This is a genomic window from Streptomyces sp. 135 (assembly GCF_020026305.1).
Classification (GTDB): Bacteria; Actinomycetota; Actinomycetes; order Streptomycetales; family Streptomycetaceae; genus Streptomyces.
This window is the reverse complement of the sequence record NZ_CP075691.1, coordinates 98,418-124,482: the sequence shown is the minus strand read 5'-3', so window position 1 is coordinate 124,482 and position 26,065 is coordinate 98,418. Positions and strand designations below refer to the sequence as shown.

Below are 26,065 nucleotides of genomic sequence, written 5' to 3'. Positions count from 1 at the left end.
ACTGATGGCAGGTCAGAAGGCTGTGGCGCACCGGCTGGTGATCTCTGCTCAAAGCGCGACCGTGGAGAACGGTGGTGGGCAGAACACCGCCAGACAAGAACCACGCTCGTATAGCCGGTCCGTAACCCCAGGCGGAAACAGTGCATCCCGTGCAGAGACCCGACCCGACACCGCGCCCGGCGAGCAACGCCGGGCAGTCTCGGCGGCCGGGCGCGAAAGCCGGCCGCCGTCGCCACCCATGCGCCTCCTGCAGCACTTTGAGTCGGAAGCGATCCCCCCAACTGCGCGCCGCCATAGCGAACTTGGGTTGGTCGAGCTGAGGGCGCAGCCACATCACCGGGTGCTCTAATGCTCCAGCCTGATCCAAAAGGCGTTGTAGTCGGCGGCGGCGAGCTTCGGAGGTTCTGATGGCGGCGATGGCGGTGGGCAGACCATTACGGAGGTTCCTGCGGGAGCTGACGTTCCTCACCGCATGGGTGGTGGCATCAGGTGCAATGGTGGTGTTTCCCACGGGCCAGGCGGAAGCAGCCGCCGCTTCGACGATCAACATCATCGCGGCGCACAGCGGCAAGTGTGTGGCAGTGGATGGCTCGTCCCAGCTTCCAGGCGCTCCGTTCATCCAGGCGGAATGCGCAGGACAGGCCGGTGCGGTATGGACGTTGCGGCCGTCCGCATCCGGCCGGGACACGGTGAACATCATCGACGTGCACAGCAACCAGTGCCTGGAAATCGCTGGCCCCTCCGGGACTCCACGGGCACGGCAGGCCGAATGCAGCGGACAGAAAGAGGCGGACCTTCTCTTCACCGGCCGGGAGACCTTCGCGTGGATCCAGTCATCGGCCACCGCCCCGTCGCAGTGCCTCCAAGTTGTCGACGGTTCACACACTCACGGCGCGCCGATCGGGCTCACGGACTGCCACGGGCAGACGGGCACCGCGTTCCGACAGCGTGCGCCGAAAACGGGCAACGATCCGGCAGCGCCTCCGGGGATGCCGATGGTGACGGCCGCCGACCTCGAGAACGACGGAAAGGCTGATATCGCCGTCCTGCGCGCCGAAGGCGTCATTACCGGTTACAGGAACGTGGACGGCCGCTTCGATGGCGGCATTGTCTGGAGCAAGGGCTGGGCCAACTACCTGGCTATGCCCGGACAGGGAAGCATCAGTTTCGCCAACGTTTCAGGCGATGGCAGAGCCGACCTCGTCGTCCACGGCACCGACGGCCAGATCGGCGGCTGCGTGAACCTGGGCGACCGCTTCGACGCTGCGGTCCCGATGGGCAGGATTTGATGCGAGTACTGGACTGACCCTACGCAGGTTCGCTCGGGCGACCAGAAGAAGACGCCGACGGTGCCCGGTCCCTTCGCCGCGATGACGGCGGTCGAAGTCGCCGTCCGGAACGCCTCGGGCCTGCTCGCCGACGCCGACGCCGGAGCCGGCAGCGGTGAGCAGGAAGCCGCCGCCGCGCTGTTCGCCGGTGCCATGGGTGCGTACAAGAATCCCGCCAGCCACCGCACCGTCGCGTCGACTTCGACGACCTCATCGAGGCAGGGACACTCCCCGTCGATCGGTGTGGGCACTCACGGCAATTCCAGACCCCCGCGAGCTCCGCCCACCAGGTGGCTACGCCGACCGCCTCTGCGGGGTCCGGCATGGACCACATCGAGGACGACCGGCCATCCGGTAGACAGTCACACCGGGTCCGGCAGGTCCATGAGCGCGAGTTCGACCGGGTCGACCACGGCGGTGATCTCGGTGATGCGGCCGTCCGCGACGGTGAAGACGAGCAGGGACAGCGGGGTGCCGGCCTCGTTCCAGGCGACGACGCCAAGCCGCCCGTTGACGGTCGCCGCTCGTCCGTGTGCCGCGCCGCCGGCCACCCGGGCGCGGCCGGCGACCTCGGTGGCCCCGATCGTGACGAACCGTCCGCCAGGGGTATGGACGGTGAACTCCACCTCGGGGTGGTGCACGTCCAGCAGCCGCTCGAACCGGCCCTCGCGGGCCGCGGCCAAGAACGCCCCGACGAGCTCGCGTTGCCGCTGTCGGTCGCTTGTCGACTGCCGCGCGGCCTGTACCGTCCTGCGGACGCGGGCTGATGAGCATCTTGGTCGCGCCGGTGGACCTGCCGAGGATGGTGCCGATCTCCCCGTGGGGCACGGCGAACACGTCGTGCAGCACGAACGCCAGGCGCTCGTCGGGGCGCAGCGACTCCAGGACCGTTGACAGCGCCAGGTCCACCGAGTCGCCCAGTGCCACAAGCTCGGCCGGATCCGTACCGTCGCCGAGCGTCACGGTGAGTTCGGGTAGCTGGTCGTCGAGGAGACTGTCGGGCGCGTTCGGCCCGAGCGTAGGAGATCGAGGCTGACGCGGCCGACAACGGTGGTCAGCCAGCCGCCGAGATTGTCGATGGCGTCGGCGTCCTGGCGGGACAGACGTAGCCGCGCCTCCTGGGCCGCGTCGTCCGCGTAGGCGTGCGAGCCGAGCACACGGTAGGCAACGGCTCTGAGCCGGTCTCGGTGCACCTCGAAGGCTTCGGCGATCGGATCGGCAGGATGTGCAGGGCGGTCGGACACCTGCAGAAGACGATCGCCAGCGGGGCGTCGACCAGAAGCTGCTCGCGCTGGTACATCTGCGCGCCAGCCAGATCAACAATTGCTCGGCGTGCGGCTACGCAAGTGTCGCCGGGGGCAAGAAGGCCGGAGACACCGACGAACGGCTGCACAACGTAGCGGCGTGGCGCAAGGCGCCGTTCTACACCGCGTTCTACACCGATGCGGAACGCGCGGCACTGGCGCTGACCGAGGCAGCCACCCGGCTACAGGACGGTGCGGAGGGAGTCACCGACGAGATCTGGGACGAGGTCAACGCCCATTTCAGTGAGGAGCAGATTGGCGCGATCAACCTGGAGATCGCGTTGACCGACTTTTTCAACCGGATCAACCGCACCATCAAGGAACCGGCCGGCCAGACCTGGGGCTGAGTCCGGCGTGGCTCTTACCCACTGATCGCGCAGTGGTGACTGAGCTCGTGGTCACAGGACTGTTCCTGGGCCTCAACATCAGGGGCTTGGATGGTGGGTGACCGGAATCGAACCGGCGTCCTCGCGGTTTTGGAGACCGCGCGCGTCGACCGCTGCGCTACACCCGCCGACCGCATCCTACCCATTTCGCTGGTTGCCGTTATGACGTCGCCTCAGGCCGCCTTGTACGGCTCGTTGTCCCGACGCCGGTACTCCGGCATCGATCCCACCTGCTCCGTCGCCCGTCGGGCGCCGTCCTGCCACCCGCAGAGGGTGGGAGCCAGCAGACTCGCTCCCCAGGCTGCCCGAGGAATGAACGTCAGGTCGACAGACCTGCTGGCCCGGGTGCCCCGACTCGGCGGGCATCGCCAGGCGGCACACCGCCACCGCCCGGAGCGGGGCGGCCTGCTCGGGAGGGCACGAGGAGAACGGTGAGCGACGGCAGCGCCATTGAGTGGGCCGAGGCGACCCGGACCCCGACGCCCGGCTGCGATCGCGTCTCCTCAGGCTGTGACTACTGCTAGGCCGTGTGTCGAAGGTGGATCTTGGGTTGTGAATGATCACGGTTTATGGGGCGGGGAGATCTCACGGACGAGCAGTGGGCGGTGCTGGAGCCGTTGTTGCCGAAGGGCGCGAAGGCGGGCCGGCCGCCCGTCTGGCCCCGTCGGCGGTTGATCAACGGCATACGGTTTCGGGTCCGGACTGGTGTGCCGTGGCGGGATGTGCCCGTCGAGTACGGGCCGTGGGGCCGGGTCTATGACCTGTTCCGTCGGTGGCAGCGGAACGGCACCTGGTACCGGATCCTGACCCGACTGCAGTCCCTGGCCGACAAGAAGGGGGCGATCACGTGGGATCTGAGCGTCGACTCCACGGTGTGCCGCGCCCATCAGCACGCGGCCGGGGCCCGCAAGCACGGTGACCTGCAAAAGGAACCGCCGGGCGGTGTGTTCGCCGAGCCTGATGATCACGGGCTGGGACGCTCACGCGGCGGGTTCACCACCAAGTTCCACCTGGCCGTCGAGCAAGGTCAGAAACCCATGTCGATCGTGATCCCGGCCGGGCAGCGCGGCGACTCGCCGCAGTTCGAACCGGTGCTGGAGAAGGTCCGCGTGCCCCGCATCGGGCCGGGCCGGCCACGCGTCCGCCCTAACGGCGTGCGGGCCGACAGGGCGTACGCCTCCCGCAAGAACCGCGCCTACCTGCGGCGCCGAGGAATCCGATGCACCATCCCCGACAAGGCTGACCAGGCACGCAACCGGCAGAAGCGCGGCTCCCGCGGCGGCCGGCCTCCGCGTTTCGACCCGGCCGACTACCGCGAGCGCCATGCGGTCGAGTGCGGGATCAACCGTCTCAAGCGACATCGCGCGGTCGCCACGAGATACGACAAGCTGGCCGTCCGCTATGAGGCCTCCGTGCTGGTCGCGGCCATCGGAGAGTGGCTGCGACCAGCACCCTCCCGCCCCTTGCCCACACAGGCTCACCGACTCAGGCGAGGTGCTTGCCGAAGAACTCGACCAGCTTGGCGACGGCAGGAGTCACGTGCTCGTCGCGGTCGTACAGGTCGACGTGGGTGGCGCCGTCGACAAGGAACAGCTCGGCGTTGCCGGGGCTGTCGGCGACGGCCTTCTCGGAGAACCTACGGGTCACCGCCTCGGTGCCGGCGATCATGAGCAGCGGGCGAGGCGCGATCTTGGCGACGTCTGCGAAGGAGTCGAACTGGTCGAGGAGGTCCGCGCTGCGCACGACCATGTCTCCGGTGGAGCGCGTGTGCATGCCGCGGGGCGTCTTGTAGTAGTCGACGAACTCGGCCGTCGGGGCGGGGGTGTCGGCATCTGCCGTCTCCGGCAGCACGGCGAAGGTCGCCGCGGGCTCGCCGGCGGCCTCGGCGCTGCGGAGGTTTCCGGAGTTTGCCACCATCTGCTGCCAGCCCTCGGGGTCGGCGCCGCGCAAGAAGCTGGGAACGTCCGTCCCGGACACACCGGCCACGGCCTTCATCCGGTAGTCGGTCTGGGCGGCGTAGGGCACGTAGGCTCCGGAGCCGCACACGCCCATCACACCGATGCGGTCGGGGTCGATCTCGGGGCGGGTGGTGAGGTAGGAGACCGCCGCACGGAAGTCCTCGGCACGCTGGAAGGGGTCCTCCAGACCGCGGGGCAGGCCCTCGGATTCGCCCTGGAAGGCGGCGTCGAAGGTCAGGACGGCGAATCCCTCCTTGACCAGGCGGGTCGCGTACGCCGTCGGCGCCTGCTCCTTGACGCCGGTCGTGGGGTGGCCGACGACGATCGCGGCGAGCGGGCCGTCTACGCCGTCGGGAAGGTAGAGGTGGCCGGCGAGCTGCAGGCCGTTGGTCGGGAAGCGGACGTCAGTCCTCATTTTCTGCTCCTGCGGGATCGTGGGTGGCCGGCGATCTGCGGGCCTGTATCCACTGTCCGGCCGATAGACGGGCGCAGGAAGGTCGCGTTGCTTCCTAGGAAGGATCCTTCCCAGGCAGAGGCTTCTCCCCGGTGCCATGCTGAAGGAATGACTGGTTCCGCGCATCTTCGTGAGCTCGGTGAGTTCCTCAAGCACCGCCGTGGCGAGCTCACACCCGCGCAGGTGGGGCTCCCCGAGCGCGCGCACACCCAGCGCCGAGTGCAAGGACTGCGCCGCGAGGAGGTGGCCGAGCTCGCCGCGATCAGCACCGACTACTACGTACGCATCGAACAGGGCCGACTGGCACCGTCACCGCCGGTGCTCGAATCCCTCGCGCGGGAGCTGCGGCTGGACGGCGACCAGAGGACGTACGCGGAAGGACTGGTCGCCCAGGCCGCGCGGTCCGGACACCGCAAGACGCCGCGCCGGTCCGCCCGCCCCAAAGCGCACCCGCACCTGACCCGGCTACTCGCCCAGCTCACCGGCACACCCGCCATCGTCTTCGGGCCGCGACTCGACATCCTCGCGTGGAACCCGTTGGTGGCGGAGCTGTTGTGCGACTTCGCAGCCGTGCCCGAGCCCGAGCGCAACTACGTCCGCATGGTCTTCACCGACCCGGTGATGCGCGACATCTACCCGGATTGGGAGGACGTGGCCCGCACCTGCGTCGAGGTCTTGCGCATGGAGGCCGGAACGAACCCGACCGACCCGGCCCTCACCGCCCTCGTGGGCGAACTGGCCGTCGCCGACCCGCACTTCCGGGCCTGGTGGGCCGAGCACCGCGTCGCACATCAGGACTTCGGCAGCAAACGCATCAACCATCCTACCGTCGGCGAACTCACCCTCGACTGGGACACCTTCCGCTACGCCGGTGCCCCAGAACAGCAGCTCGTGCTCTGGTCAGCCAATCCTGGCACTCCAGACGCGGAACGACTGGCCGCTCTGGCCCGCAGCACGGCCCAGAGCCCGTGACCTTCCTGTACATCACTGCAACTGAAACGTTCGAGGAGCAGTGGACCATCACCACTTACCAAACAGGCCCTAAAGGCTGTTGCGCAACGACCGAACGATCTTTCGTGACCGTTTCACGGTGTCACCCAGACCGGCGAAAACGGGAGTAGAATCGGGCAGTTGACCTTGCGATTGGTGGCCGGATCCGAACGTGATCGCCGTTGTGCAACACCCTTTAGGCCTCGACCCTGGCCAAGCGTCTGACAGCCATGGGAGCCGCGAAACACCGGGCCGCTAGGCGCCGCGCTTCTTGGCCGTCGGCCTTGGCCCCGGACTCCCAGCTCTCCCTCAGGGGAAAAGTAACCAACAGGGGGAAAGAAGCTGACGGAAGAAGACCGGCGCGGGCTGACAGCGCCGCTGTTCTGGTCCAACACCAACCCATACGGAACCTTCCGGCTGGAGATGGACATCCGCCTCGACCTCACTCCGCACAGCGGTCCATGGAGGAGGGGGTGATCGGCCGCGAGCGGCGGAAGTCGACGCACGCGAAGTGAAGTGCGGCCGGTGCGGGCACCGCCGTCGGCCCCACGATGCGCCGAGGCCAGCCACTTCCCGCCGCAGGCATGCCACGTGAGGCGGCGCTGCCTCCGCATCCTGTTCGCCCCGTGGATATGCGGCCGGGCGGCTGCCTGGACTGAGCGGCATCCGCGCCCGTACGCCGGCCCGTACCGCACGGGTTCAGCGGGCTGACCAAGTTGCGTGAGCCCATCGCGCGGCGCACCGCCGGTCATGACGGGTCTGGGTGACGACATGCCGGCCGTGCCTCGGCGAAGAGCGCCGGTCGTTTGACCTTGACGCTGCGTCAACTTCTAGCATCGGGGCCATGTCGATCACTGTTCTTGACACCTACTCCGCCATGAGGCGGATCCTGCTGTCCCCGGTCGCGGACCGCGTTGACCTGCTGCGTTCGATGCTGGAGCCCGCCAGGGGCATGTACCGCTACTACCCCGGCGAGGTCGACCTGGTGGCCATGCACCTCGAAGCGTCCGGGTTCTCCATCGACCGTGACGAGGAGCGTTGCCTCAACGCGCTCGAAACCCTGGCGTCGGCCGGAGCCTGGGAGCGGATGCAACGCGCCCTCGACGACGCTCTCACCGTACTGCTGGAGGCGACGCCGGGGCTGGGGTCCCCGGACATCACCGTGCTGTTCGTGCTCGGCGATCCGGGTGACCAGCACTTTATGGGTCCTAGCCGAGGAGTAACCGGGTTCGGCGGCATCTCGGGCCACATCGTGATCACGCTCTGGCCCTTCCCCGAGAACGTGGAACGGCTGGAGGCCACCGCTGTGCACGAACTCCACCACAACCTGCGGTTCGGCCCGGGCGGGGTCGTGTGGGAGCCGATGACCGTCACGGTCGGCGATCACATCGTCTCCGAAGGCCTGGCCGACGCCTTCGCCCGACAGCTCTACGGTGACGAGCTCGGCCCCACCCGCATCGGCGTGCCGCACCTGCACGACGACGAGATCTTCGGCAAAGTGCTCACCGGGCTCGACGTGACAGGCATGCAGAACTTCACTGCCTGGGTGCACGGCGACCCCAGCGCCGAGCGCTTCGGCCTCCCCCCGGTGGGACTGCCGATGGGCGCCGGGTACGCCGCGGGCAACAGGCTGGTCGACACCTACCTGGCAGCGACCGGGCAGACGGCGGCGCAGGCCCTGCACGCCGACAGCTCGGCGATCATCGCCGCCACGCTCCGCCGCGGGTAACACTGGGACGATGGAGTGGACGATCCAGGAACTCGCGACGAGGGCCGGCATCACCAGCCGCACCCTGCGTCACTACGACCGCGTCGGGCTCTTGGCCCCGTCTCGGGTCGGTGCGAACGGGTACCGCTACTACGACCCGGGCGCGGTAGCCCGGCTCCAGCGGATCCTGCTCATGCGCCGGCTCGGCATGGGCTTGCCGGCCATCGCCGAGGTCCTGGCCGACGAGGTGGACACGTGCGACGGGCTCCGCGCCCACATCGCCGCACTGGAAGAGGAACGGGACCGCATCGAACGGCAGCTCCGGTCCGTGCGTCACACGCTCGAGGCCCTGCAGGCGGGGGCGGAACCACGGATGGACGTCATGTTGGCGGGCTTCAACGACCGCTACAAGGACGAGGTCATCTCACGCTGGGGCGAGCGCGCGTTCCAAGTGAGCAACGACTGGTGGCACGGCAAGACCCTTGACCAACAGCAGGCCTGGAAGCAGGACACCGAAGACCTCGTCGCCGCATGGGTCACCGCGGTGAAGGCCGGGGTTTCTCCGACTTCGGAACACGCTCAGTCACTGGCTGCCCGGCACGTCCAGTGGCTGAGTCGGATCCCGGGTACCCCCACGGCCGAGGGCGACCGGGAGCGCTCGATCGAGATGGTGAAAGGCCTGGGGGACATGTACGTAGACGACCCTCGCTTCGCCGGCATGTACGAGGATGCCGCGGGGGCGACGTTCGTCCGCGACGCGCTGCAAGCGTACGCGCGGACCCGGATGTAGCTCGGGTGGTTCACAGAAATGACTAGTCCCGTGAGACGGCGGGACCCCTACCGGACCATGTCCGGTTTGCCCATGCATTTCGTTCTCGCAACCTCTCGCAAAGCAGCTTTCACACAAAGCCCCACGCGATAGGTGCTGCGGCAGTTGCGCGTCGAGAACGACGATGGGGGCCAAGGTCAGAACTGCTCGGCGTTCGCTGCGAGAGGCCAACAGCCGTGGCGCCGCTCACCTGTCGGCGTCAAGAAGCGGTGGCAGCCGCAGACCCGCGCGAAGGCGAGGAAGAAGACGGTGACCACGGACAGCCTGGCCGTCTTCACCCGCGTCCGCTTCGGATTCACCGCCGCTGTGGGGGACGGCCGATGGATGATGCCCGGATTCGCGACATCACCCAGGCGCTGCTGCCCGCCTACGCGGATCAGCTGTTCACCGCTCGGGAGCAAGGAGCCGACGAGCAGCAGCTCCAGCCGATCGCGGCCGACGCCCTCGACCAGATGTACTTCCGCGCAACAACAGCCGCGCGCACGGGCCGGGCGTGGAGTTCACCGACGCCGAACGGCTCGACAATGCGCGGTAGGGCTTGGCCGCGCGCACAGGTGCCTCGTTCCCACGAGGCGATCCCCCTGGTGGTCGACCGGATCGAGGAGGGCATGCCCATCGGGGGCCGCATCAGGCGATACCGGGGAGGGCGTCGGCAGGACGCGGTCGCCGGTCCGGTCGGTATCCCCCGCAGGCCAGGCCCGCTCACTCGTTCGGCATGGAGAGAAACGCGACAGCCATTGGCGCTATGCCATCGGATCGACGGCGGCTCTGACCTACCGGTTCAGCTGAACGTGCGCCGATAGGCCTGCGGGCTGACACCGGTGGTGCGTTTGAAGCGGTCACGGAAGGTGGTGGGTGAGCCGAAACCGACCTGGCAGCCGATGCGCTCCACGGAGTGCTGAGTGGTTTCCAGCAAGTGCTGTGCCTGACGGATGCGGGCTCGGTGGAGCCACTGGAGCGGGGTGGTGCCGGTCTGGTCGCGGAAGCGCCGGATCAGGGTTCGGGTGCTGGTCCCGGCCCGCTCGGCGATGTCGGCGAGGGTGAGGTCGCGGGCCAGGTTTTCCTGTAGCCAGGTGAGCAGCACCTCAAGCTCGGAGCCCTGCGGTGTGGGGGCGTGGTCGTAGACGATGAACTGCGCCTGCCCGCCCTCCCGTTCGAGAGGCATCACTGACAGGCGGGCGGCGTCGGCGGCGACGGCCGAGCCGTAGTCACGGCGGATCATGTGCAGACACAGGTCCATACCCGCGGCAGCGCCGGCCGAGGTGAGCAACTGGCCGTTGTCGACGTAGAGGACGTCCGCGTCGACGTCGATGTCCGGGTGGGTGGCGGCCAGAAGCCCGGCCGCGCGCCAGTGGGTCGTGACGCGCAGCCCGTCGAGGAGCCCGGTGGCAGCCAGGGGGAAGGCGCCCACGCAGATGGAAGCGATCCGGGTGCCGTCGCCAGCGGCCGACCGCAGCGCGTCGTGCACGGCGGGAGGGAGCGAGGCAGCGAGATCGGCGACGCCCGGCACGATGATCGTGTCCGCGCCCTGAAGGCCCTCCAGCCCCCAGGGGGCGCGCAGGGTGAAGGCCCCGGCGTCGACCTCGTCGCGTTCGGCGCACACCCGGACCTGGTAGCCGGGCCGCCCGTCGGGCAGGCGGGTCCGGGAGAAGACCTCGATCGGGGTGGACAGGTCGAACGGGATCACCTGATCCAACGCGAGAACGGCAACCGTATGCATGGCCAGAACTTACCTCCCCATCAGCTTCACGGATTCAGCCGACCAAGCCGGAAGCTCCTTGTCGTACCAGCTCACGCCCTTCGTGAAGGTGTTGGCATTATCCCGTTGAAACCTGTCACTAGTGCCACTAGGAGGGCATACGGAAAGCCGGTTGACTTCGGAGCGTCCCGTTGGAAAGCGACACCGAAGGAACACCCATGCACATCCAGGTCGTCCTGTTCGATGGCTTCGACCCACTCGATGCCATTGCCCCCTACGAGGTGCTGTACGCCGGCGGCGCGGTGACGAACGGCGCGGTGACCGTCGAGCTGGTCACCGCAGAGGGCCCTCGTGAGGTCGTCAGCGGCACCGGAGGACTGACGCTGCGCGCCACCGGCGCCCTCGACCTGGAGCGCGCCGACATGCTTCTGGTGCCCGGAGCCTCCGGCCGCCTGGGCGAACCCCGCGAGGCCCCGGAAGAAGAGGCGGGCGCCGACGAGTGGAAGCAGGACGAGTTCATCCCGGTGCTGCTGGGCCGCACTCTGACCACCGAACTCCCCGCGCTCCTCAAGCAGGCAATGGACGCCCCCGACATCACCGTCGCCACCGTCTGCGGCGGCTCGCTTGTCCTGGCCATGGCCGGCCTGCTGGAGGGACGTCACGCCACCACTCACCACATGTGCCTCGACATGCTGGATGCCGGCGGCGCCCACGCGGTCCGCGCCCGCATCGTGGACGACGGCGACCTGATCACCGGCGCCGGCGTGACCTCCGGTCTCGATCTGGGCCTGTACCTACTGGAGCGCGAGGTGGGCCCCCGCGTCGCGCACGCCGTCGAAGAACTCTTCTCCCACGAGCGGCGCGGCACCGTCTGGCGCGCGCAGGGCCCGACGCCCACCCCCCTCTGAACACCCGGCCCTTCGCGGATCAGTCGCTCACCGGCCCCCTGCACGGTCAGGAAGAACATCAGCATGTCCGTCGAAGGCGCCTGGGACCTGGCCATCCCCACCCGCAACGGCAAGATCAAGGCCGGGGTCGAACTCCGTGAGCGGGTCGGTACCCTGACCGGCGTCGCCCACGGATCCGGCGAGGAAGTATCACTCGCCGACGTCACCCTCGCCGGTGACCGGGACCGGCTCACCTGGAAACAGGCCATCACCAAGCCCATGCGGCTGAACATGACATTCGACGTGACAGTGCACGGCGACACCCTGCCGGGCACCTCCAAGGCCGGCCGCCCTCCGTCTTCGGAGGCCACGGGCACACACCAGACCACCCTGAAGCATCCGGCGTGACCAAGCTTCTTCTGCCCGTGCACGTCCTGGGCGCCCGCATCACCGTCGGCCCGGTCACCGCCGCCGCGAGCATGTTTTGCGCAACGCTGCGCCGCGCCCTCGGCGATGTCTGGCTGAGGGCCTCGAGTCTGCTGACCGCGACGGCCGCCGGCGTACTGGCACTCGTGATTCAGCCCGCCCAGGACCGTGCTCTGGCCAAGCCGCCGGTTCCGCTTCGCAGTTGCCGACTCGCCTGGCGCCGGGCCGCCTCGCCATGGCCACCGGCATCCTCAACCTGCTTCGGGCCACCGGCCCTTCGCCCCATCTGACGCATCGCGGCTCACACCGAGCTGATCTCCCTGACCGTGATGCTGACCAACGTGTTCACCATCCGCCTCAAGCTCAAGCCCATCTCACATCCTCGATGGGCCCCACCCACGGCTGTGCCTACCTGTTCGCCGTCATCACGACCTGGCGCCTCAGGCAGCAGGAAGAAGTCATCCCCTCATGAACCTTGTGTCTCCGGTGATCGTCGGCATCATCTACTGCCTGCTCATGTCCCTGATCAAAGAACCACACCGACGCCACTTCAACGCGATCATGGTGGGCGGAGCCGGCGCCGCCTATCTGAGCGGGGGTGGATTCGGCCCGTGGGAGCTCCCATTGGTCGCGCTCGTGGCCTACGTCGCCTATCGCGGCCTGGGCTCCTGGACCTTCATCGGCGTCGGCTGGTTGCTCCACACGGCCTGGGACATGGCCCACCACCTCAAGGGCAATCCGATCCTGCCCTTCTACCACGACTCGTCCCTGGCCTGCGCCATCTGTGATCCGGTCATCGCCTTGTGGTGCTTCCGCGGAGGACCTTCCCTGATCACGCTCGCCCGCCGCGGGTTCAGGCCCGGCCGGACAACAGAACACGCGCACGATCACGCCTCTGCCCCCTCCGGACCAGACCGCACCGGCACCTGACGGTCAGGCTGGGAGCCGGAAGATCCGATCAGGTCCGGACGCTGCTCGAAGACGCCGACGATGTGGAGGTCGAGGCGGTGGCGAGAGGTCACGCAGGCGGCGCTTCATGTCCGGACGGTGGCCGCTTCTCGGGCCGACTCCACGACCGTTGCCAACGCAGGCTGAGGGACCATCCTCCGGCCGACCGGGACTGCGGGTGTGAACGGCCTTCGTGGGCGGCCACCGGCACGGCCCTGCCGCAGGCGATGGCCGACCTAGGCGGCATCGGCGCTCCCAACGCCGGGTCGGCGGGGCGGGGTGTTCACCGATTCCTCGCTGTCCGTGCCGGGGGAGAGCGGTCGCGCTGCTGAGACGCTGGAAGAGCATCAGCTCGAGCCACAGACGGACGTTGCCCGGCCGCATGGCGAGGGCAGAGTTCATGATCACCTCACCGTGCAGCAGGGCGAGGTCACCGAGCCGGGCACCGCTGGCGGCGCCGGAGTGACAACTTGGCCCCCGGGCCCGTTATCCCGCGCGGCACCCCGGGGCTTCGGCGGGTCAGGACGGTGCCCAAGGCGGCCAGCGGCAGTTCGGCGAGCACTGCCATGGCGAGGGCCTGCGCCAACGGAGTACCGGGTGCGGAGGTGAGCAGGTCCGCCACCGCGTCGGCCAGCAGGAGCAGGGCGGCGCCCGCCGCCGGGACCCGGTGCCCACCGTGCCCGCGGGCCTGCCGTGATCAGGCAGTACGCCTCCAGGCTGTCGGGTAGCCCCCAGGCGACGGCCTGCGCCGGGGGCAGTGTCGCGGCGAGGTACCCGATCCAGGGCAGCAGGGCCAGACCGGCGCCGGTGAGCACGGGGGCGGTCCAGCGAGGGATGGCTGCCGGAGAGTTGAAAGCGGGGTGGGCCATGGTCGGTTGCCTTCCGGGGGCGGGCTGCCCGGCCGGTGCCCGGTCCGGGGAACCTTCTTGTGCGGGCTCGTGCTTCACACTCCCGGACACGTATGCGCAGGTCACTGCCATTGCTGTCCGTCTTGGGGTGGTACTGGTTGCACCCCCGGAACGGGTACGGGCTTCATGGTGGCTCCGTGGTCGCTGCGGCTAGGCTCGGAGCATGCACATGCCGTCCCGGCTGCGCCGTTCGCTGACGCGGCTGCGCCGCGACCTCGCCTTCCTCGCGTCCGGGATGCTCTTGCACCTGCTGACAGCACTGCTCGGCTTGTGGGCGGCCGCCCAACTCGTCGGCACCCTGGACGGCTCGTCCACTGCGGCCCCGATGATCCTGCCCGTGCCGGTACTGCTGCTCTTCGTCGCCGGCATCGGACTCACCGACGGACATCGCTGGCGCCACCGCGAGTTGACAGGTGTGCTCATTCCCCGGCTCCGGTTCGCCGTGCCGGGACGGCAGTTGGCCTACAACTGGCTGGTGGCCCCATGTCTTGGAGTACTCGAACTGCTGGTTCTGCCGCTCCTAGCGGGAGGCCTCGCCGCCACCACCGTCTACGCCTGGGAGTTCGCGCTGGTCCCGAACGACTGGCGCTCCGCCCACCCCGGCTACACCACCACGACCGCCTGCCTCATGGTCGCGGGCATCGCCACGCTCGCCCTCACCCCGGTGCTCGCCGCCGCCCTCGTACGTCTGGAACACCGCATCGCACCCGCCCCGTTGCGGGACGAGCGCGACGAGACGCTCAAGCGGCGGGTCGAGGACCTCACCGAGAGCCGGGCCGGCGCCCTCGACGCCGCCGCGGCCGAACGCCGCCGTATCGAACGCGACCTGCACGACGGAGCCCAGCAGCGCCTGGTCTCGCTCGCCCTCAACCTGGGCATCGCCAAAGTGGCCCTGCCCGACCTGCCGCCCGAGGCACGCCAGGTGATCGACGAGGCGCACCGGGAGGCCAAGGAGGCCATCGAGGAGCTCGACACCCTGGTGCGGGGCCTGCACCCGGCGGTCCTCGACGAACGCGGCCTGGACGCCGCCCTGTCCGGCCTGGCCGCACGGGTGGCTCTCCCGGTGAAGCTGCAGGTCGAAATGGCCGAACGGGCTTCCCCCGCGGTCGAGGGCGTCGCCTACTTCGTCGTTTCCGAGGCGCTCACCAACATCGTCAAGCACGCCCGTGCCACCCGGGCGGAAGTGACCGTCGCCCGGCTGGGGGCGATACCGCGGGTGGCCGTCACCGACGACGGCGCGGGCGGTGCCGTCCTGTCCGGCGGCACCGGCCTCAAAGGGCTCGCGCAGCGCGTGGGTTCGGTCGACGGGACCTTCCGGCTGACCAGCCCCGTCGGCGGCCCCACCGTGATGAATGTGGAGCTGCCGTGCCTCGCGCCGTGATCGCCGAGGATTCCGTCTTGCTCAGGATCGGCGTGGTGAAGGACTTGCGGATGGCGGGCTGTGAGGTGGTTGCCGAGCGCGGCGACGGCGAAGGGCTGCTGGCCGCCGTGGCACGGCACCGCCCCGCCCTCGCCGTCGTCGACGTACGGATGCCGCCGAGCTTCACCGACGAGGGAGTGCGGGCAGCGCTTCGACGCTGTTGGCACGGCGGCGGAGTGACCCCTTGGAGCGGCTCACCGAACGCGAACGCGAGGTGCTCGCCTTGATGGCGGAGGGCCGCTCCAACGCCGGAATCGCCGCCTGACTCATCGTCAGTTAAAGCGCCGTGGCCACACACATCAACAGCATCCTCGCCAAGCTGGACCTGCCGCGCGCGGAGGCGGACCACCGCAGGGTGCTGGCGGTCCTCCGGTTCCTGGAGGGCGTGGCTTAGTAGGGCCTTGATGCGTCGGGACGTGGGGTGATCTCGCCCGGGGGTCCTTCCCGTACAGGCGTCAGAGCCGACCCTGGCCCGAGGCTCTCAATCGGCACCGGAACAACCAACCCATCCGGCCCGACCCGCACACCCGCGCCGGGCAAGGGAATCAGTGCCTGGACAGAGCACCATGGGTGACGTCAGAGCTGCCGAGTTGCTCCGGAGTGGCCGCCCGAGCAGATGGCCGGCCGCGAGGGCGGTGACCGCGTTGACCACGACGGCCATCACGCCCCCGCTTGCGGCCCCAGCCGACCCTCCGCGGCGCCTTCCTGGTGCCATGCGCTTTGAGCGGCTGTCCCCGCTACTTCTCCGCCTGATAGAGCTTGATGTTCTTGTTGACGAAGAGGTGCACGTAGCCACATCGCCAGCAAATCAGGCCCGTAGCGCTCTCGTCGGCCCAGGCTAACTTCAGGAACTCCATACCGGTGCTGTTGAGCAGGACACTCCGCTCTCGGAACAGGTCTCCCTGACAGACCTGGCAGGTCAGCCAGACTTCACCTAGTGCTGCACGTACCGGCTTCGCCATTGAGCGCCCCCCGTCTTGCCATGTGAACGCAACGAGACTACGGGGCAGCACGAGCCGCTCAGGCACCCACCCCTACGCAGGCAGCGCACAGGGCTATGAGGCGCTCAGCCGTCGGCTGCCGGCCCGCTGCGGTGTGACTTCTCGATGGGGCGATGTGGTCTACGCGGGCACACTCGTCGCCAGTTGGGACAGGAGGCCACCGCATTATGTTCGGTCAGCACTTGGGGTGATGAGCTGGGACCACACGACATCGGGGCGCAGAGGAAGGGTGCTGAAGCGGCGGCCGGTGGCGTCGCGCAAGGCGTTGGCCAGCGCCGGGGCGACCGGGTTGAACGGGAGTTCACTCATCGGCTTGGGCGTCTGGTGGTGGGCGGGAACGTCGGGGCGGACGAAGTGGACCTGGGTCGGGGGCAGATCGCCGTAGTGCGGGACGGCGTAGCTCCGCAGGTCGGGCGTGATGATGTGGCCCTGGTCGTCGGTGGGCAGGCTCTCGAAGAGCGTGGTGCCGATACCTTGCGCGACGGCCCCTTCGATCTGCCCGCGGCACTGGGTCTCGTCGAGAACTCGGCCGGCGTCTGCGGCGTGCACGCTGTCCAGGACGGTCACGATTCCGGTGGTCGTATCGACGCTGACGCGGAACCACTGGGCGCTGAGGGCCAGGCTCGGGTGGCGTTCCGCGGTGGTGGCACGGCCGGATGCCGTCAGGTGCTGCCCGGCCGCCTGCGCGTACGCGTGCAGAGCGGTCAGGGGCAGGGCCGTCTCGGCGCACCGGACCTGGTCCGTGTCCAGCCGACAATGGGCGGGATGGCTGCCGCAGTGGGCTGCCGTCAGTTCGGTCATCTGCCGGGACAAGCTCTGGCAGGCACGGGTGACCGCCGTGCCGGCGAGAAGGATGCCGGTGGATGCGAAACCGCCGGAGTCGTGGGCGAGCAGGTCGGTGTCGGCCTGGTGCAGGCGGATGCGGTCCGGTCGGGTGTGCAGGGCGTCGGCGGCCAGACGGTGCAGGACGTTGCTCGTGCCGCTGCCGAACTCGGGTGCGCCGACGGCGAGGTCGTAGTGGCCGTCGGCGCGCAGAGCGACGCTCGCGGTGGCGATGTGGTCGTCCGCGGGTTCGGTGTGCCCTGCGGCGACGGCCAGGCCCTCCCCGACCAGAACATGCGGGTGGGCCGCCGGCACGGGCCGGGCAGCCCGGCGGTGGACGCGGGCGGCGGCGAGGGCGTCCAGGCATTTTGACAGGCCCGTGTCCATGATCGGGTGGTGGCCGCCCGCTCCCGCGAAGGGGCTCTTGTCGCCGGCTTGGAGGTATGCGGTGCGGCGCATGGCCAGGGTACCGAGGCCGAGGATGCGGCGAGTTCGTCGAGGGCGGACTCGACGGCGAAGGTGATTTGGCCGACGCCGTAGCCGCGGAAGGCGCCGGCGGGCACGTTGTTGGTACGTACGCTGTAGCCGTCGACCGCGATGTCCGCGCACCGGTACAGGGCGAGCGCCTCAGTGCACCCCTTGCGCAGCACGGCCGGACCGTGGTTGCCGTAGGCGCCGGTGTCGGCGACGACGTGCAGCTTCAGGCCGGTGAGGGCCCCGTCGCGCCGCGCGCCGAGAGTGACGCGCACCGTGAAGGGGTGGCGGGTGGTGGTGGCGGTGAGCTCTTCGGCACGGGTGTACTCCAGTTGCGCGGGGCGACCGGTGTGCAGGGCGGCCAAGGCGGTGATGTCCTCGGTGAGCAGGTCCTGCTTGCCACCGAAGGCGCCCCCGAGCCGGGCGGCGGTGACCCGGACCCGCTCAGGCGGCAGGCCGAAGATCGCACACAGGCGACGGCGCGCCAGGTGCGGGGCCTGGGTGGTGGTATGGACGTGCAGGCGCCCGTCGGCCGCCCTCCAGGCTCGGGTGGCGTGACACTCCAGGGCGGTGTGCTGCACACGCTGGGTGTGGAAGGTGGTTGTGTAGCGGGCGTCCGCCTGGGCCAGGCCCCGCTCCACATCCCCGGTGGCCAGGTGGACCTCCTCGACGAGATTGCCGTCGGGGTGCACGCGCGGGGCGCCGGGGTCCAGCGCCTGCTCGGCGTCGGTGACGGCTGGTAGGACCTCGTAGGTGACGCGGATGAGTGCGCAGGCCCGCTCGGCGGTGGCCGCGCTGTCAGCGACGACGGCGGCGACGCGCTGCCCGACGTGACGGACGACGTCGTCCAGGACGCGGGTGTCGGCGGGGTCGTAGTCGGTGCGTTCGTGCAGGGCCGTGGAGAAGCGCCCCGGCGGGGCGTGCTGGTGGGTGTGGACGGCATGCACGCCGGGCACGGCCCGGGCGGCGGTGGTGTCGAAGTGCCGGATGCGGGCGTGGCGGTGCGGGGAGCGCAGCAGGGCGAGGTGCAGCAGACCAGCCGGTTCGGGGTCATCAAGGGTGAAGCGTGCGGTGCCGGTGACGACACCGAGGGAGGCCGGATCCGCCGCATCCCAGGCGGGTGATGGGCCGGGCTGGGCATGTGAGGCCCTCACGGCCTCGCCGATGGGCCGGTAGCCGGTGCACCGGCACACGTTGCCTTTCAGGGCCTGCGGCAGGTCGGCGTATTGCTCCGGGGCAAGGGCGGCGGTGGTCATGACGAGGCCGGGGGTGCAGTAGCCGCACTGGAACGCCCGCGCCCGGTGAACGCCTCCTGCGCGGGATGCAGCCGATCCCCCGCGCCCAGCCCCTGCACAGTGGTGACGGCACGGCCGTCGGCGCGGTGCGTCGGATACAGACAGCTGTGAACGGCCAGGTCGTCGACGTGCACGGTGCAGGCACCGCAGTCGCCCGTGTCACACCCCTTCTTCACCTCCCTCCAGCCGTGTTCGCGCAGATAGGTGCGCAAACACTGGCCGGGGGCTGGCGGCTGTGCGGTCTCATGGCCGTTGATCCGGACCGAGAAGGGCATCCTCTACCTCCGCGACAGGGCACGCCGTACCTCGTCGGCCAGCTGAAACACCAGGTGGCGCCGCCACGCGGGCAGGCCATGGACGTCCTCGACGATGAGGCCGGGCTCCAACGCGTCCTCTAGGCGTCGTGCAGGACGGTGGCGGCCGGCGGTTGATCGAAGGTCAGCACGACGGGCCGGATGGTCGCCGCGGTGACCGCGATGCTCGTCCGGCCCGTGTCGGAGGCGCGGGTGCCCGTCACCAGGGCGGCGGAGCGGCCCAACGGGCGCAGGCTCACCCGGCGCCAAGCCACGGGCCGAGTGAGCGCCGCGGCCGGCAGGTGAAGTGAACGCAGCAGGTCACCGGGCCGGAGCACCGTGCGGCCGGGCCCGGTCACGAAGTCCGTCACCGGCACCCGGCTCCGACGCCCGTCCCGTCCCCACACCTGGCACATGCCGTCCAGGGCCACAGCCAAGGAGATCATCGGGCCGGCCGGCAACGCCAGGCACACATTGCCGCCGACGGTGGCGGTCTTCCACACCTTGAAGGACGACGAGAAGGCCCGGCAGCAGTCGGCGATGAGCGTCCGGGCCCGCGGCCACGGCTGCCCAGGCGCGCGGGCGAAGGCCAGCAGGTCGCTGACGGTGCAGGTGGCCGCCACCTCAAGGCCGTCCTCGGTCACGGTCAGGGGCGGCCATCCGCACCGGCTCAGTGCCTCGACCGCGGCGCGTACGTCCGCGGTTTCCAAATCCCTGCCGCTGGTGACCACAACCGTGCCGCTGTCGACATCCACTGTTACGGCGGTAACGCCGACGATGCGCTCCAGCTCCTCGGCGACCGACTCCGCGCAGTACCCGCAGGCCATGCCCGTGACCGTGTGCGTACTCTCGGTCACGGTGCTGCCTCTTGCCGCTCGCCGCTGCCGTCCACGGGAACAGTGCGGGTTGTCATGTGCGCCTGACGCATACGCCCTTCGGGGGTGAACTGGCCGAAGAAGTAGATCTCGATGGCGAGGTCCTTGCCGCGCTGCGAGGAGTGCAGGGTGTAACGGGCGGCGAGCCTGCCCTCGTCGGCGATGGCCTCGTGCACTTCCATACGGATGGTGGGCCGGTTCTTGCGGACCGGGCGAGTGTGCGCGATGAGCTTGTCGCGGTCCATCCGGTGTCCGTCGGCGATCTCGACGATGTCCGGGGTGTGATAGCGGTCGACGATCACCGCCGCGTCATCGTCCGTCTGCAGCAAGTCCTCGGTGAAGCAGGTGAAGAAGTCGGCGATGAACTGCTTGGGGTCGGTGTTGCCGAGTGGGCGCATGTCACTCCCGTCGGTCGGATGCTCACACGCGATCTTTTACACTCTGTAAGATATGCAGGCTCGAATAAGTTTGGCAACATGTAAGAGATGACGTCTTCCCCCGCCCGAAACCGCCGTGCTGACGCCCGCCGCAGCAGGGCCGCCATCCTTGATGCCGCAACCCGGGTCCTCAACGCCGAACCCGACGCCAGCCTGGAGACGATCGCCAGCGCCGCGGGCGTGACCCGCCCGACCGTCTACGCCCACTTCCCTTCACGGGAACAGCTGCTGCTGGCCGTGGTCGAGCGGATCACTGAGGAGGCCGTCGCGGCCATGGATGCCGCCGACCTCGGCACGGGCCCCGCCGCGGACGCCCTGATGCGCATGCTCGATGCCGCCGCACAGGTTACTGGGCGCTACCCCGTACTGCTGCAGGTGATCAGCGCGCACCCCGTCAGCTCGCAGGCCGACTACGACCGGCACACGCCCGTCGCCGACCGGATCAGACGGGTGATCCAACGCGGACGGCAGACCGGAGATTTCGACAACCGGCTCCCCGTCGACTGGCTGGTCGCGGCGACCATCAGGCTCGGCCATGCCGCGAGCGAGGAGCAGGACACCGGCCGCCTGTCCGCCCCGGCTGCACAGGACGCCCTCCGCGTCAGCCTTCTCCGCATGCTCGGTGCCACCGCACAAGCAGATTTCTCACCTCGGCTTCGGTGAGCGCATCGGGCCCCATCTCATGATTCCGGGTCGACCATGCGAGCGGCCTCGTCCGCAGCGCGGCGCGGGCCGCGGACGGTGATGGGCGCGAAGGAGCACTTGGCCGCGCTGGTCGAAGCCGGAGGCTTCTTCACCCAGCCGCGGGCGGGCTTCTTCCGGGTCAGCCGCCTGGTCATGAGGGTGATGAGCGACCAGTTCAGGTGAGCCTCGGAATGCTGCGGGAGGCGTTCGTAGTCGCGTGCGTTGCGGCGGGCGTTCATGATCCACCCCAGCGTGCGTTCGACACGCCAGCGGCGCGGGAGGGCGACGAACCCTTTGGCTCCTTTGGGGTGGGAGACGGTTTTGAGGGTGATGTGGAGGAAGTCCTCGGCCCAGGTGACGAGTCGGCCGGCGTAGGCGGAGTCGGCCCAGACCTGGGTGATCTGCGGGTGCGTGAGGCGAAGGCGCCAGAGTAGTTCGCGGGCGGCGTCCCGGTCTTGCATGTCGGCAGGCGTCACCATGATCATCACGGGGAAGCCCTTCGTGTCCACCGCGAGGTGTCTCTTCCGCCCATTGATCATTTTCGCGGGATCGAATCCGCGAGTTGCCCGGCTCACCGTGGTGGCGCCTTTGACCGACTGCGAATCGACTATCAGCGTCACCGGGTAGGGGCATCGTCCCAGGCCAGTGCGGAGACGGCGGCGGAGCTGGTCACGGATGAAGGTGACGACGCCCCGGCGGTTCCAGCGGGTGGAAAACCCGTAAACGGTCTCCCGCGGAGGATAGTCGGACGGCAGCGCGCGCCACTTCGCGCCGTTGTCGGTGATGTAGCGGATGGCGTCGACGATCTGGCGCCGGGGCCACTTCTCGGGGTGCCCGCCGGTCTTGGTCTGGCAGGCCGGGACGGGCAGGAACGGTTCGAGGAGGGCCCACTCGGCGATCGTGGTGTCGGACGGGTAGCGGCGACGGCGGTCAGGGCTCGGCATGGCGGACTCGTCGATGGCGTAGAGAGGACAGGGGTTACTTCGAGAGCTGGGCGAGTGTCGCGGACACTCCGGTCAGCTGGGCGGATACCAGCTGGGCCCATTCGTCGTCGGGGCAGCGTGCCAGGTGCGGGGCGAGCGTGCCCGTGATCATCCGGGTGAGGCGTCCGAGACCTGGGCGAGTTGCTTCTTCTCGTACTCGATCCAGTCCGCGGGGTTGTCGGAGAACATGTAGCCGTCCTTGCGCCGCCAGATGATCGGGGTGGGGTTCTCCGCGGCACCGACATCGCGAAGGTGCCGTCTCCGACCTGGAGATGACCACGGCCACCTACCTTGCCCAGGGGCGCCCGCAGCGCGAGGCCTGCAAGAAGGCGCGAGCCGACCTCCGGCAGATGGCCTCCCGTATTCGCCGCGCACGCGAAGGGGCCGGGGACCCGGATGTGCGGGTGAGCGAGTTCGGACAGTGGACCGCCAACCCCGAATACCAGCGGGCCCATGCCTACGCCCAACAAGCCCTGCACGACCCTGTCTACCGCGCCCTGTGCCGCCAGGGCACGCGAGAGGCGGTCAAGGCGAGGATGCCTGACAGCTGGGAGCCGACCGAAGCGCAGATCGACGCCGGGCTGGTCCACGGTGACAGGGCCCTGCCGTTCGTCCTCAACGCCGTCGGCATCCTGGGCGCACCGGAAGCGGTCACCGCCTACGGCAAGCCGGCCGCGCACTTCCAGTACTTCTTCACCGAAGGCGGCACCCACCGGGCTTTTCCCGGCCAGGGGATACATCGGCCTGCGCGCACGGCAGTGACAGCTACCAACTCCTCCCGGTGACACGTGAGGGACTGTGGCAAGACACCGGCCCCTCGTGCGACGGCCTCACTCGACGGCCCGGAAGCAGTCCGTGTGCCGCTGTAGCCGACTATTCCTGCAAGCAACGTCGGCCGGGAGTGGATGTGCAGGGGGGTCGTCAAGCCTGGTGGCCGAAGTGCTCGCATCGTGAATGAAGACCAGATGACGATTCTGGCGGTGGTTGCCCCGGCGGTCGTCGGATTCGGCGGCACCGGCACGGTAATCGGGGGCGACTCGGGCAAGCAATCGTCCCGATCGCTATCGGCCTTGGTGTACCCGGTCAAGTTCCGGCTGAGCAAAGAAGAGTGATCCCCGGCCGACGCCGCTCGGCTCTGACCTGGACCGCTCCCAACTCCTCCGATGCCTGAGTACGCGTACTCAGGTGCCGTCTGCCGGACTCCTCCATGCTGAGGCGCGAACGCCGGACCGCCTCAGGGGGGACACACACATGGGCCACGCGCTGCAGTTGCGCACTGCCACGCCTCAAGATCACGACTGGATCCACGAGCTGCGCCACCGGGTGTACGCGGAGGAGCTCGGCCAGCATCCGGTGGATCCGTCGGGAAGGCTGAGCGACGGACTCGACGGCGACAACGTCTATCTCGTGGCCGCGCGCGGCGAGACACGGATCGGCTTCGTCAGCCTCACCCCGCCATGGGTCGGCCGCTACTCCCTCGACAAATACCTGACGCGCGAGGAGCTGCCGGTCCTGACCGAAGAAACGACGTTCGAGATCCGCGTCCTGACCGTCGAGGAGCACTGGCGGTCCACCGCGGCGGCGGCGCTCCTCATGTACGCGGCCCTGCGCTGGGTCGCGGCGCGGGGCGGCCGCCGGGTGGTGGCGATGGGACGTACGGAGCTGCTGGAGATGTACCTCGCCGCCGAGTTGCGGCCGGTCGGGCGCACGGTCCGCGCGGGAGCGGTCTCCTTCGAGGTCCTCAGCGGCTCCGTGGCCGAGCTGACGAGGACGGTCGCGGAGCGCCACGGCCGGACCCTGGAGCGGCTGCGGACGGACCTGGACTGGCGGCTCGACGTGCCCTTCGCACCGCGTGCTGACGGCTGTGAGCACGGCGGGGCGTTCTTCTCGGCGATCGGCACCGACTTCCGGACCCTGACCCGCCGTCACGAGGTTGTCGCGGCGGATGTGCTGGACGCCTGGTTCCCACCCTCCCCAGGGGTCCGCGCGGTCCTTTCGGAGGATCTGGGGTGGGCGGCCCGGACCTCGCCGCCGACTGGCGCGGAGGGACTGCTCGCGGAGATCGCCGACGTACGCGGGCTGCCGGTGGAGTCGCTGGTCGTCGGGGCGGGTTCGTCGGATCTGATCTTCCGGGCGTTCGGCCGGTGGCTGACGCCGGGGAGCCGGGTGCTCCTGCTCGATCCGGGCTACGGGGAGTACGCCCATGTCACCGAGCGGGTGATCGGCTGCCAGGTCGACCGGCTCCAGCTGCGCCGGGAGGACGGCTGGCTGCTCGACCCGGCCCGGCTCGCCGCCGCGACCGGTGACGGACGGTACGACCTCGTGGTGGTGGTCAACCCGAACAACCCGACCGGCCGCCACGCTCCCGCCGACACGCTGCGCGCGGTGATCGAGGCCTCGCCCGGGCGGACCCGGTGGTGGATCGACGAGGCGTACCTGGGCTACGTCGATCCGACGGACTCGCTCGCCGGGCTCGCCTCGGCCGACGCCCGGGTCGTGGTCTGCACCTCGCTGTCGAAGATGTACGCGCTGTCGGGGATGCGGGCCGCGTACCTGGTGGCCGCTCCCCAGACGGCCGCGGCGCTGCGGCGCTGGACACCGCCGTGGCCCGTGAGCCTGCCGGCGCAGTTGGCTGCCGTGACGGCGCTGCGCGACCCGGCGTACTACGCGCAGCGCTGGGCCCACACCCATGTGCTGCGCGGGGAACTGGCGCAAGGCCTGGGGGAGTTGGGCCGGTTCCTCTCGGTCGACGAGGGGGTGGCGAACTTCCTCACGGTGACCTTGCCGCCGGGGGGCCCGAGCGCGGCGCGGCTGGTGCGCGAGTGTCGGCGGCACGACGTGTTCCTGCGTGACCTGTCGCCGATGTCCCCGGCGTACCAGGGACGGACCGTGCGGATTGCCGTCCGTGACACGGCGGAGAACGCCCGGATCGTGGCGGTGTGCCGGAGCGCCCTGGACGCGCTGAGCGCGCCGACCGCCGTGGTGGCGGACACGCTGGCACCGGCCTTCCGGTGACGACGGTCGCCGGTCTCGTGCCGCACCTGTGCGGGGCGCTGGCGGTCGGGGGCGTCGCGGTGGCGGCGACCGGACGCCGCGAGCTGATGGTCCGCTGGTGTGTGTGGGCGCTCGGAGTGCCTCTGGTGACTGCCGCGTTCTGGCTCGGTCCACCGGGGATCGCGGTGCTCGCGGCCGTGGTCGGTGTGGTCGCGGTGGCGGAGTTCGGTGGGCTGCTCCGGCTGGGTCCGGTGGACCGGGCGGTGCTTGCCGTCGCGATCGTCGGACTTGTCCTGGCCGCCTGGCTGGCCCCCGGAGAGGTGTTCCGGGTGGCGGCGGCCGGGGCGCTCGCGATCGCCGGGGTGCCGTTGCTCTCGGGCGACGCGGAGCACGGGCTCCGCCGCCTGGGGGTGGGACTGCTGGGCCTGGTGTGGCTGGGCGTCCTGGCCGGCCTCGTATCGTCCGGAGCCCTTGGTCTGGTGCTGTTCGTGGCCGTGTCGATCGCCGACATCGTCGCGTACGCGGCGGGTCGCCGTCTCGGCGGCCCCCGGCTCTCCCCGCTGTCGCCCGCGAAGCGGTGGAGCGGCACGCTGGCCGGGGCCGCGGCCGGTCTCCTCACGCTGGCCGTGCTCTCCTCCCTGACATGGCAGACCGCGGTGGCCGTGGCGGTAGGCGGCCCGCTCGGGGACCTGCTGGAGTCGATGGTCAAGCGGGGTGCCCGCGCCAAGGACGCCGGCCGGTGGCTGCCCGGCTCCGGCGGCCTCCTCGACCGGATCGATTCCCTTCTCGTCGCTCTGGCAGTGCTGTTGGTGCTGGGGTGAGCCACGAGGCGGGATGAGACGTGTGACGGTGTGAGACATGTGACGGTGTGAGACATGTAACGGGGTGAGACATGTGACGGGATGAGCGTGAGGCCGGGTGGGGCCGGTTGCGGGTGGGAGCCACATCCGCCGCGTAGTGAA

The 26,065-nt window shown here is 69.6% G+C and carries 23 protein-coding genes, 1 tRNA gene and 4 pseudogenes; 17 read left to right on the top strand and 11 right to left on the bottom strand.

All coding sequences use genetic code 11. From position 1 onward, the window contains the following. Positions 1-407: 407 nt before the first annotated feature. Positions 408-1,289 carry an RICIN domain-containing protein gene (locus KKZ08_RS00675; protein ID WP_223772534.1) on the top strand — a complete coding sequence of 294 codons (882 nt, stop codon included), beginning with the start codon at positions 408-410 and terminating at the stop codon, positions 1,287-1,289. Between the two features lie 401 nt (positions 1,290-1,690). On the opposite strand, the pseudogene KKZ08_RS00670 reads toward KKZ08_RS00675, so the two are convergent. Then, positions 1,691-2,572: pseudogene (locus tag KKZ08_RS00670) on the bottom strand (sigma-70 family RNA polymerase sigma factor). On the opposite strand from KKZ08_RS00670, the gene KKZ08_RS00665 reads away from it, so the two are divergent. Then, the gene (locus KKZ08_RS00665; RefSeq protein WP_223772533.1) at positions 2,554-2,979 is read left to right on the top strand and encodes a carboxymuconolactone decarboxylase family protein; all 426 of its coding nucleotides are present in this window, start codon (positions 2,554-2,556) and stop codon (positions 2,977-2,979) included. The pseudogene KKZ08_RS00670 and the gene KKZ08_RS00665 sit on opposite strands and share 19 nt — an antisense overlap. A gap of 91 nt (positions 2,980-3,070) precedes the next feature. Here KKZ08_RS00665 and KKZ08_RS00660 read toward each other — a convergent pair. Then, positions 3,071-3,144: transfer RNA gene (locus KKZ08_RS00660), tRNA-Trp, on the bottom strand. A 443-nt stretch (positions 3,145-3,587) separates the two neighbouring features. Between KKZ08_RS00660 and KKZ08_RS00655 the strand changes: the two are divergent. After that, a pseudogene (locus KKZ08_RS00655) lies at positions 3,588-4,463 on the top strand (IS5 family transposase); the annotation flags it as partial. A 40-nt stretch (positions 4,464-4,503) separates the two neighbouring features. Here KKZ08_RS00655 and KKZ08_RS00650 read toward each other — a convergent pair. Beyond that, positions 4,504-5,391, bottom strand: coding sequence for an alpha/beta hydrolase (locus KKZ08_RS00650; protein WP_223772532.1), 888 nt, complete (start codon positions 5,389-5,391; stop codon positions 4,504-4,506). Between the two features lie 147 nt (positions 5,392-5,538). Between KKZ08_RS00650 and KKZ08_RS00645 the strand changes: the two genes are divergently transcribed. From KKZ08_RS00645 to KKZ08_RS00635, 3 genes are all read left to right on the top strand, one after another. Then, positions 5,539-6,402 carry a helix-turn-helix domain-containing protein gene (locus KKZ08_RS00645; RefSeq protein WP_223772531.1) on the top strand — a complete coding sequence of 288 codons (864 nt, stop codon included), beginning with the start codon at positions 5,539-5,541 and terminating at the stop codon, positions 6,400-6,402. An 862-nt stretch (positions 6,403-7,264) separates the two neighbouring features. Continuing rightward, positions 7,265-8,149 (top strand): DUF2268 domain-containing putative Zn-dependent protease, encoded by an 885-nt coding sequence (locus tag KKZ08_RS00640; protein WP_223772530.1) that lies wholly within the window; start codon positions 7,265-7,267, stop codon positions 8,147-8,149. Positions 8,150-8,159: 10 nt separating this feature from the next. Further along, positions 8,160-8,918, top strand: a complete 759-nt coding sequence (locus tag KKZ08_RS00635; protein ID WP_223772529.1) for a MerR family transcriptional regulator — start codon at positions 8,160-8,162, stop codon at positions 8,916-8,918. Positions 8,919-9,738: 820 nt separating this feature from the next. On the opposite strand, the gene KKZ08_RS00630 is transcribed toward KKZ08_RS00635, so the two are convergent. Next, positions 9,739-10,677 (bottom strand): helix-turn-helix domain-containing protein, encoded by a 939-nt coding sequence (locus KKZ08_RS00630; protein WP_223772528.1) that lies wholly within the window; start codon positions 10,675-10,677, stop codon positions 9,739-9,741. A gap of 197 nt (positions 10,678-10,874) precedes the next feature. On the opposite strand from KKZ08_RS00630, the gene KKZ08_RS00625 reads away from it, so the two are divergent. The 6 genes and pseudogenes from KKZ08_RS00625 (at position 10,875) to KKZ08_RS00600 (ending at position 15,639) form a co-directional block, all read left to right on the top strand. Further along, positions 10,875-11,564 carry a DJ-1/PfpI family protein gene (locus KKZ08_RS00625; RefSeq protein WP_223772527.1) on the top strand — a complete coding sequence of 230 codons (690 nt, stop codon included), beginning with the start codon at positions 10,875-10,877 and terminating at the stop codon, positions 11,562-11,564. 63 nt (positions 11,565-11,627) lie between these two features. Beyond that, a complete protein-coding gene (locus KKZ08_RS00620) occupies positions 11,628-11,951 on the top strand; it encodes a hypothetical protein (protein ID WP_223772526.1) in 324 nt (107 codons plus the stop codon). Further along, entirely contained in the window at positions 11,948-12,259 is a 312-nt protein-coding gene (locus KKZ08_RS38885; RefSeq protein ID WP_320592371.1) for a hypothetical protein, read from the top strand. Before KKZ08_RS00620 ends, KKZ08_RS38885 begins: the two co-directional genes overlap by 4 nt. Positions 12,260-12,437: 178 nt before the next feature. After that, on the top strand, positions 12,438-12,899 hold the full coding sequence (locus KKZ08_RS00610; protein WP_223772525.1) for a DUF6010 family protein: 462 nt from the start codon (positions 12,438-12,440) through the stop codon (positions 12,897-12,899). 1,089 nt (positions 12,900-13,988) lie between these two features. Then, positions 13,989-15,206, top strand: coding sequence for a histidine kinase (locus KKZ08_RS00605; RefSeq protein WP_223772524.1), 1,218 nt, complete (start codon positions 13,989-13,991; stop codon positions 15,204-15,206). A 50-nt stretch (positions 15,207-15,256) separates the two neighbouring features. Then, positions 15,257-15,639 (top strand): annotated as a pseudogene (locus KKZ08_RS00600) (LuxR C-terminal-related transcriptional regulator). A 343-nt stretch (positions 15,640-15,982) separates the two neighbouring features. Here the strand turns inward: KKZ08_RS00600 and KKZ08_RS00595 are convergent. The 6 genes and pseudogenes from KKZ08_RS00595 to KKZ08_RS00580 all read right to left on the bottom strand — a co-directional run bounded on the left by KKZ08_RS00595 (position 15,983) and on the right by KKZ08_RS00580 (position 20,403). Further along, complete coding sequence (locus KKZ08_RS00595; RefSeq protein ID WP_223772523.1) at positions 15,983-16,207, bottom strand: hypothetical protein; 225 nt, start codon at positions 16,205-16,207, stop codon at positions 15,983-15,985. A gap of 204 nt (positions 16,208-16,411) precedes the next feature. After that, on the bottom strand, positions 16,412-17,527 hold the full coding sequence (locus KKZ08_RS38880; RefSeq protein WP_346657859.1) for a molybdopterin cofactor-binding domain-containing protein: 1,116 nt from the start codon (positions 17,525-17,527) through the stop codon (positions 16,412-16,414). An 80-nt stretch (positions 17,528-17,607) separates the two neighbouring features. Next, positions 17,608-18,798, bottom strand: a pseudogene (locus KKZ08_RS38875) (molybdopterin cofactor-binding domain-containing protein); the annotation flags it as partial. After that, complete coding sequence (locus tag KKZ08_RS38870; protein WP_320592374.1) at positions 18,795-19,112, bottom strand: 2Fe-2S iron-sulfur cluster-binding protein; 318 nt, start codon at positions 19,110-19,112, stop codon at positions 18,795-18,797. The gene KKZ08_RS38870 and the pseudogene KKZ08_RS38875, both read right to left, overlap by 4 nt. A gap of 119 nt (positions 19,113-19,231) precedes the next feature. Then, positions 19,232-19,987, bottom strand: coding sequence for an FAD binding domain-containing protein (locus tag KKZ08_RS00585; protein ID WP_223772522.1), 756 nt, complete (start codon positions 19,985-19,987; stop codon positions 19,232-19,234). Further along, a complete protein-coding gene (locus KKZ08_RS00580) occupies positions 19,984-20,403 on the bottom strand; it encodes a nuclear transport factor 2 family protein (protein WP_223772521.1) in 420 nt (139 codons plus the stop codon). Before KKZ08_RS00580 ends, KKZ08_RS00585 begins: the two co-directional genes overlap by 4 nt. An 87-nt stretch (positions 20,404-20,490) precedes the next feature. Here KKZ08_RS00580 and KKZ08_RS00575 point away from each other — a divergent pair, with 87 nt between their 5' ends. Continuing rightward, positions 20,491-21,105, top strand: coding sequence for a TetR/AcrR family transcriptional regulator (locus KKZ08_RS00575; RefSeq protein WP_223772520.1), 615 nt, complete (start codon positions 20,491-20,493; stop codon positions 21,103-21,105). Between the two features lie 17 nt (positions 21,106-21,122). Here KKZ08_RS00575 and KKZ08_RS00570 read toward each other — a convergent pair whose 3' ends face one another. Further along, positions 21,123-22,070, bottom strand: a complete 948-nt coding sequence (locus KKZ08_RS00570) for an IS5 family transposase (RefSeq protein ID WP_346657858.1) — start codon at positions 22,068-22,070, stop codon at positions 21,123-21,125. A gap of 311 nt (positions 22,071-22,381) precedes the next feature. Here KKZ08_RS00570 and KKZ08_RS00565 point away from each other — a divergent pair, with 311 nt between their 5' ends. The 4 genes from KKZ08_RS00565 to KKZ08_RS00550 all read left to right on the top strand — a co-directional run bounded on the left by KKZ08_RS00565 (position 22,382) and on the right by KKZ08_RS00550 (position 25,924). Beyond that, on the top strand, positions 22,382-22,894 hold the full coding sequence (locus KKZ08_RS00565; protein WP_263303323.1) for a tRNA-dependent cyclodipeptide synthase: 513 nt from the start codon (positions 22,382-22,384) through the stop codon (positions 22,892-22,894). 165 nt (positions 22,895-23,059) lie between these two features. Continuing rightward, entirely contained in the window at positions 23,060-23,221 is a 162-nt protein-coding gene (locus KKZ08_RS00560; protein ID WP_223772519.1) for a hypothetical protein, read from the top strand. A 139-nt stretch (positions 23,222-23,360) separates the two neighbouring features. Continuing rightward, the gene (locus tag KKZ08_RS00555; protein ID WP_223772518.1) at positions 23,361-25,124 is read left to right on the top strand and encodes a histidinol-phosphate transaminase; all 1,764 of its coding nucleotides are present in this window, start codon (positions 23,361-23,363) and stop codon (positions 25,122-25,124) included. Continuing rightward, positions 25,121-25,924, top strand: a complete 804-nt coding sequence (locus KKZ08_RS00550) for a phosphatidate cytidylyltransferase (protein ID WP_223772517.1) — start codon at positions 25,121-25,123, stop codon at positions 25,922-25,924. The genes KKZ08_RS00555 and KKZ08_RS00550 overlap by 4 nt, the downstream gene beginning before the upstream one ends. Positions 25,925-26,065: the final 141 nt, after the last annotated feature.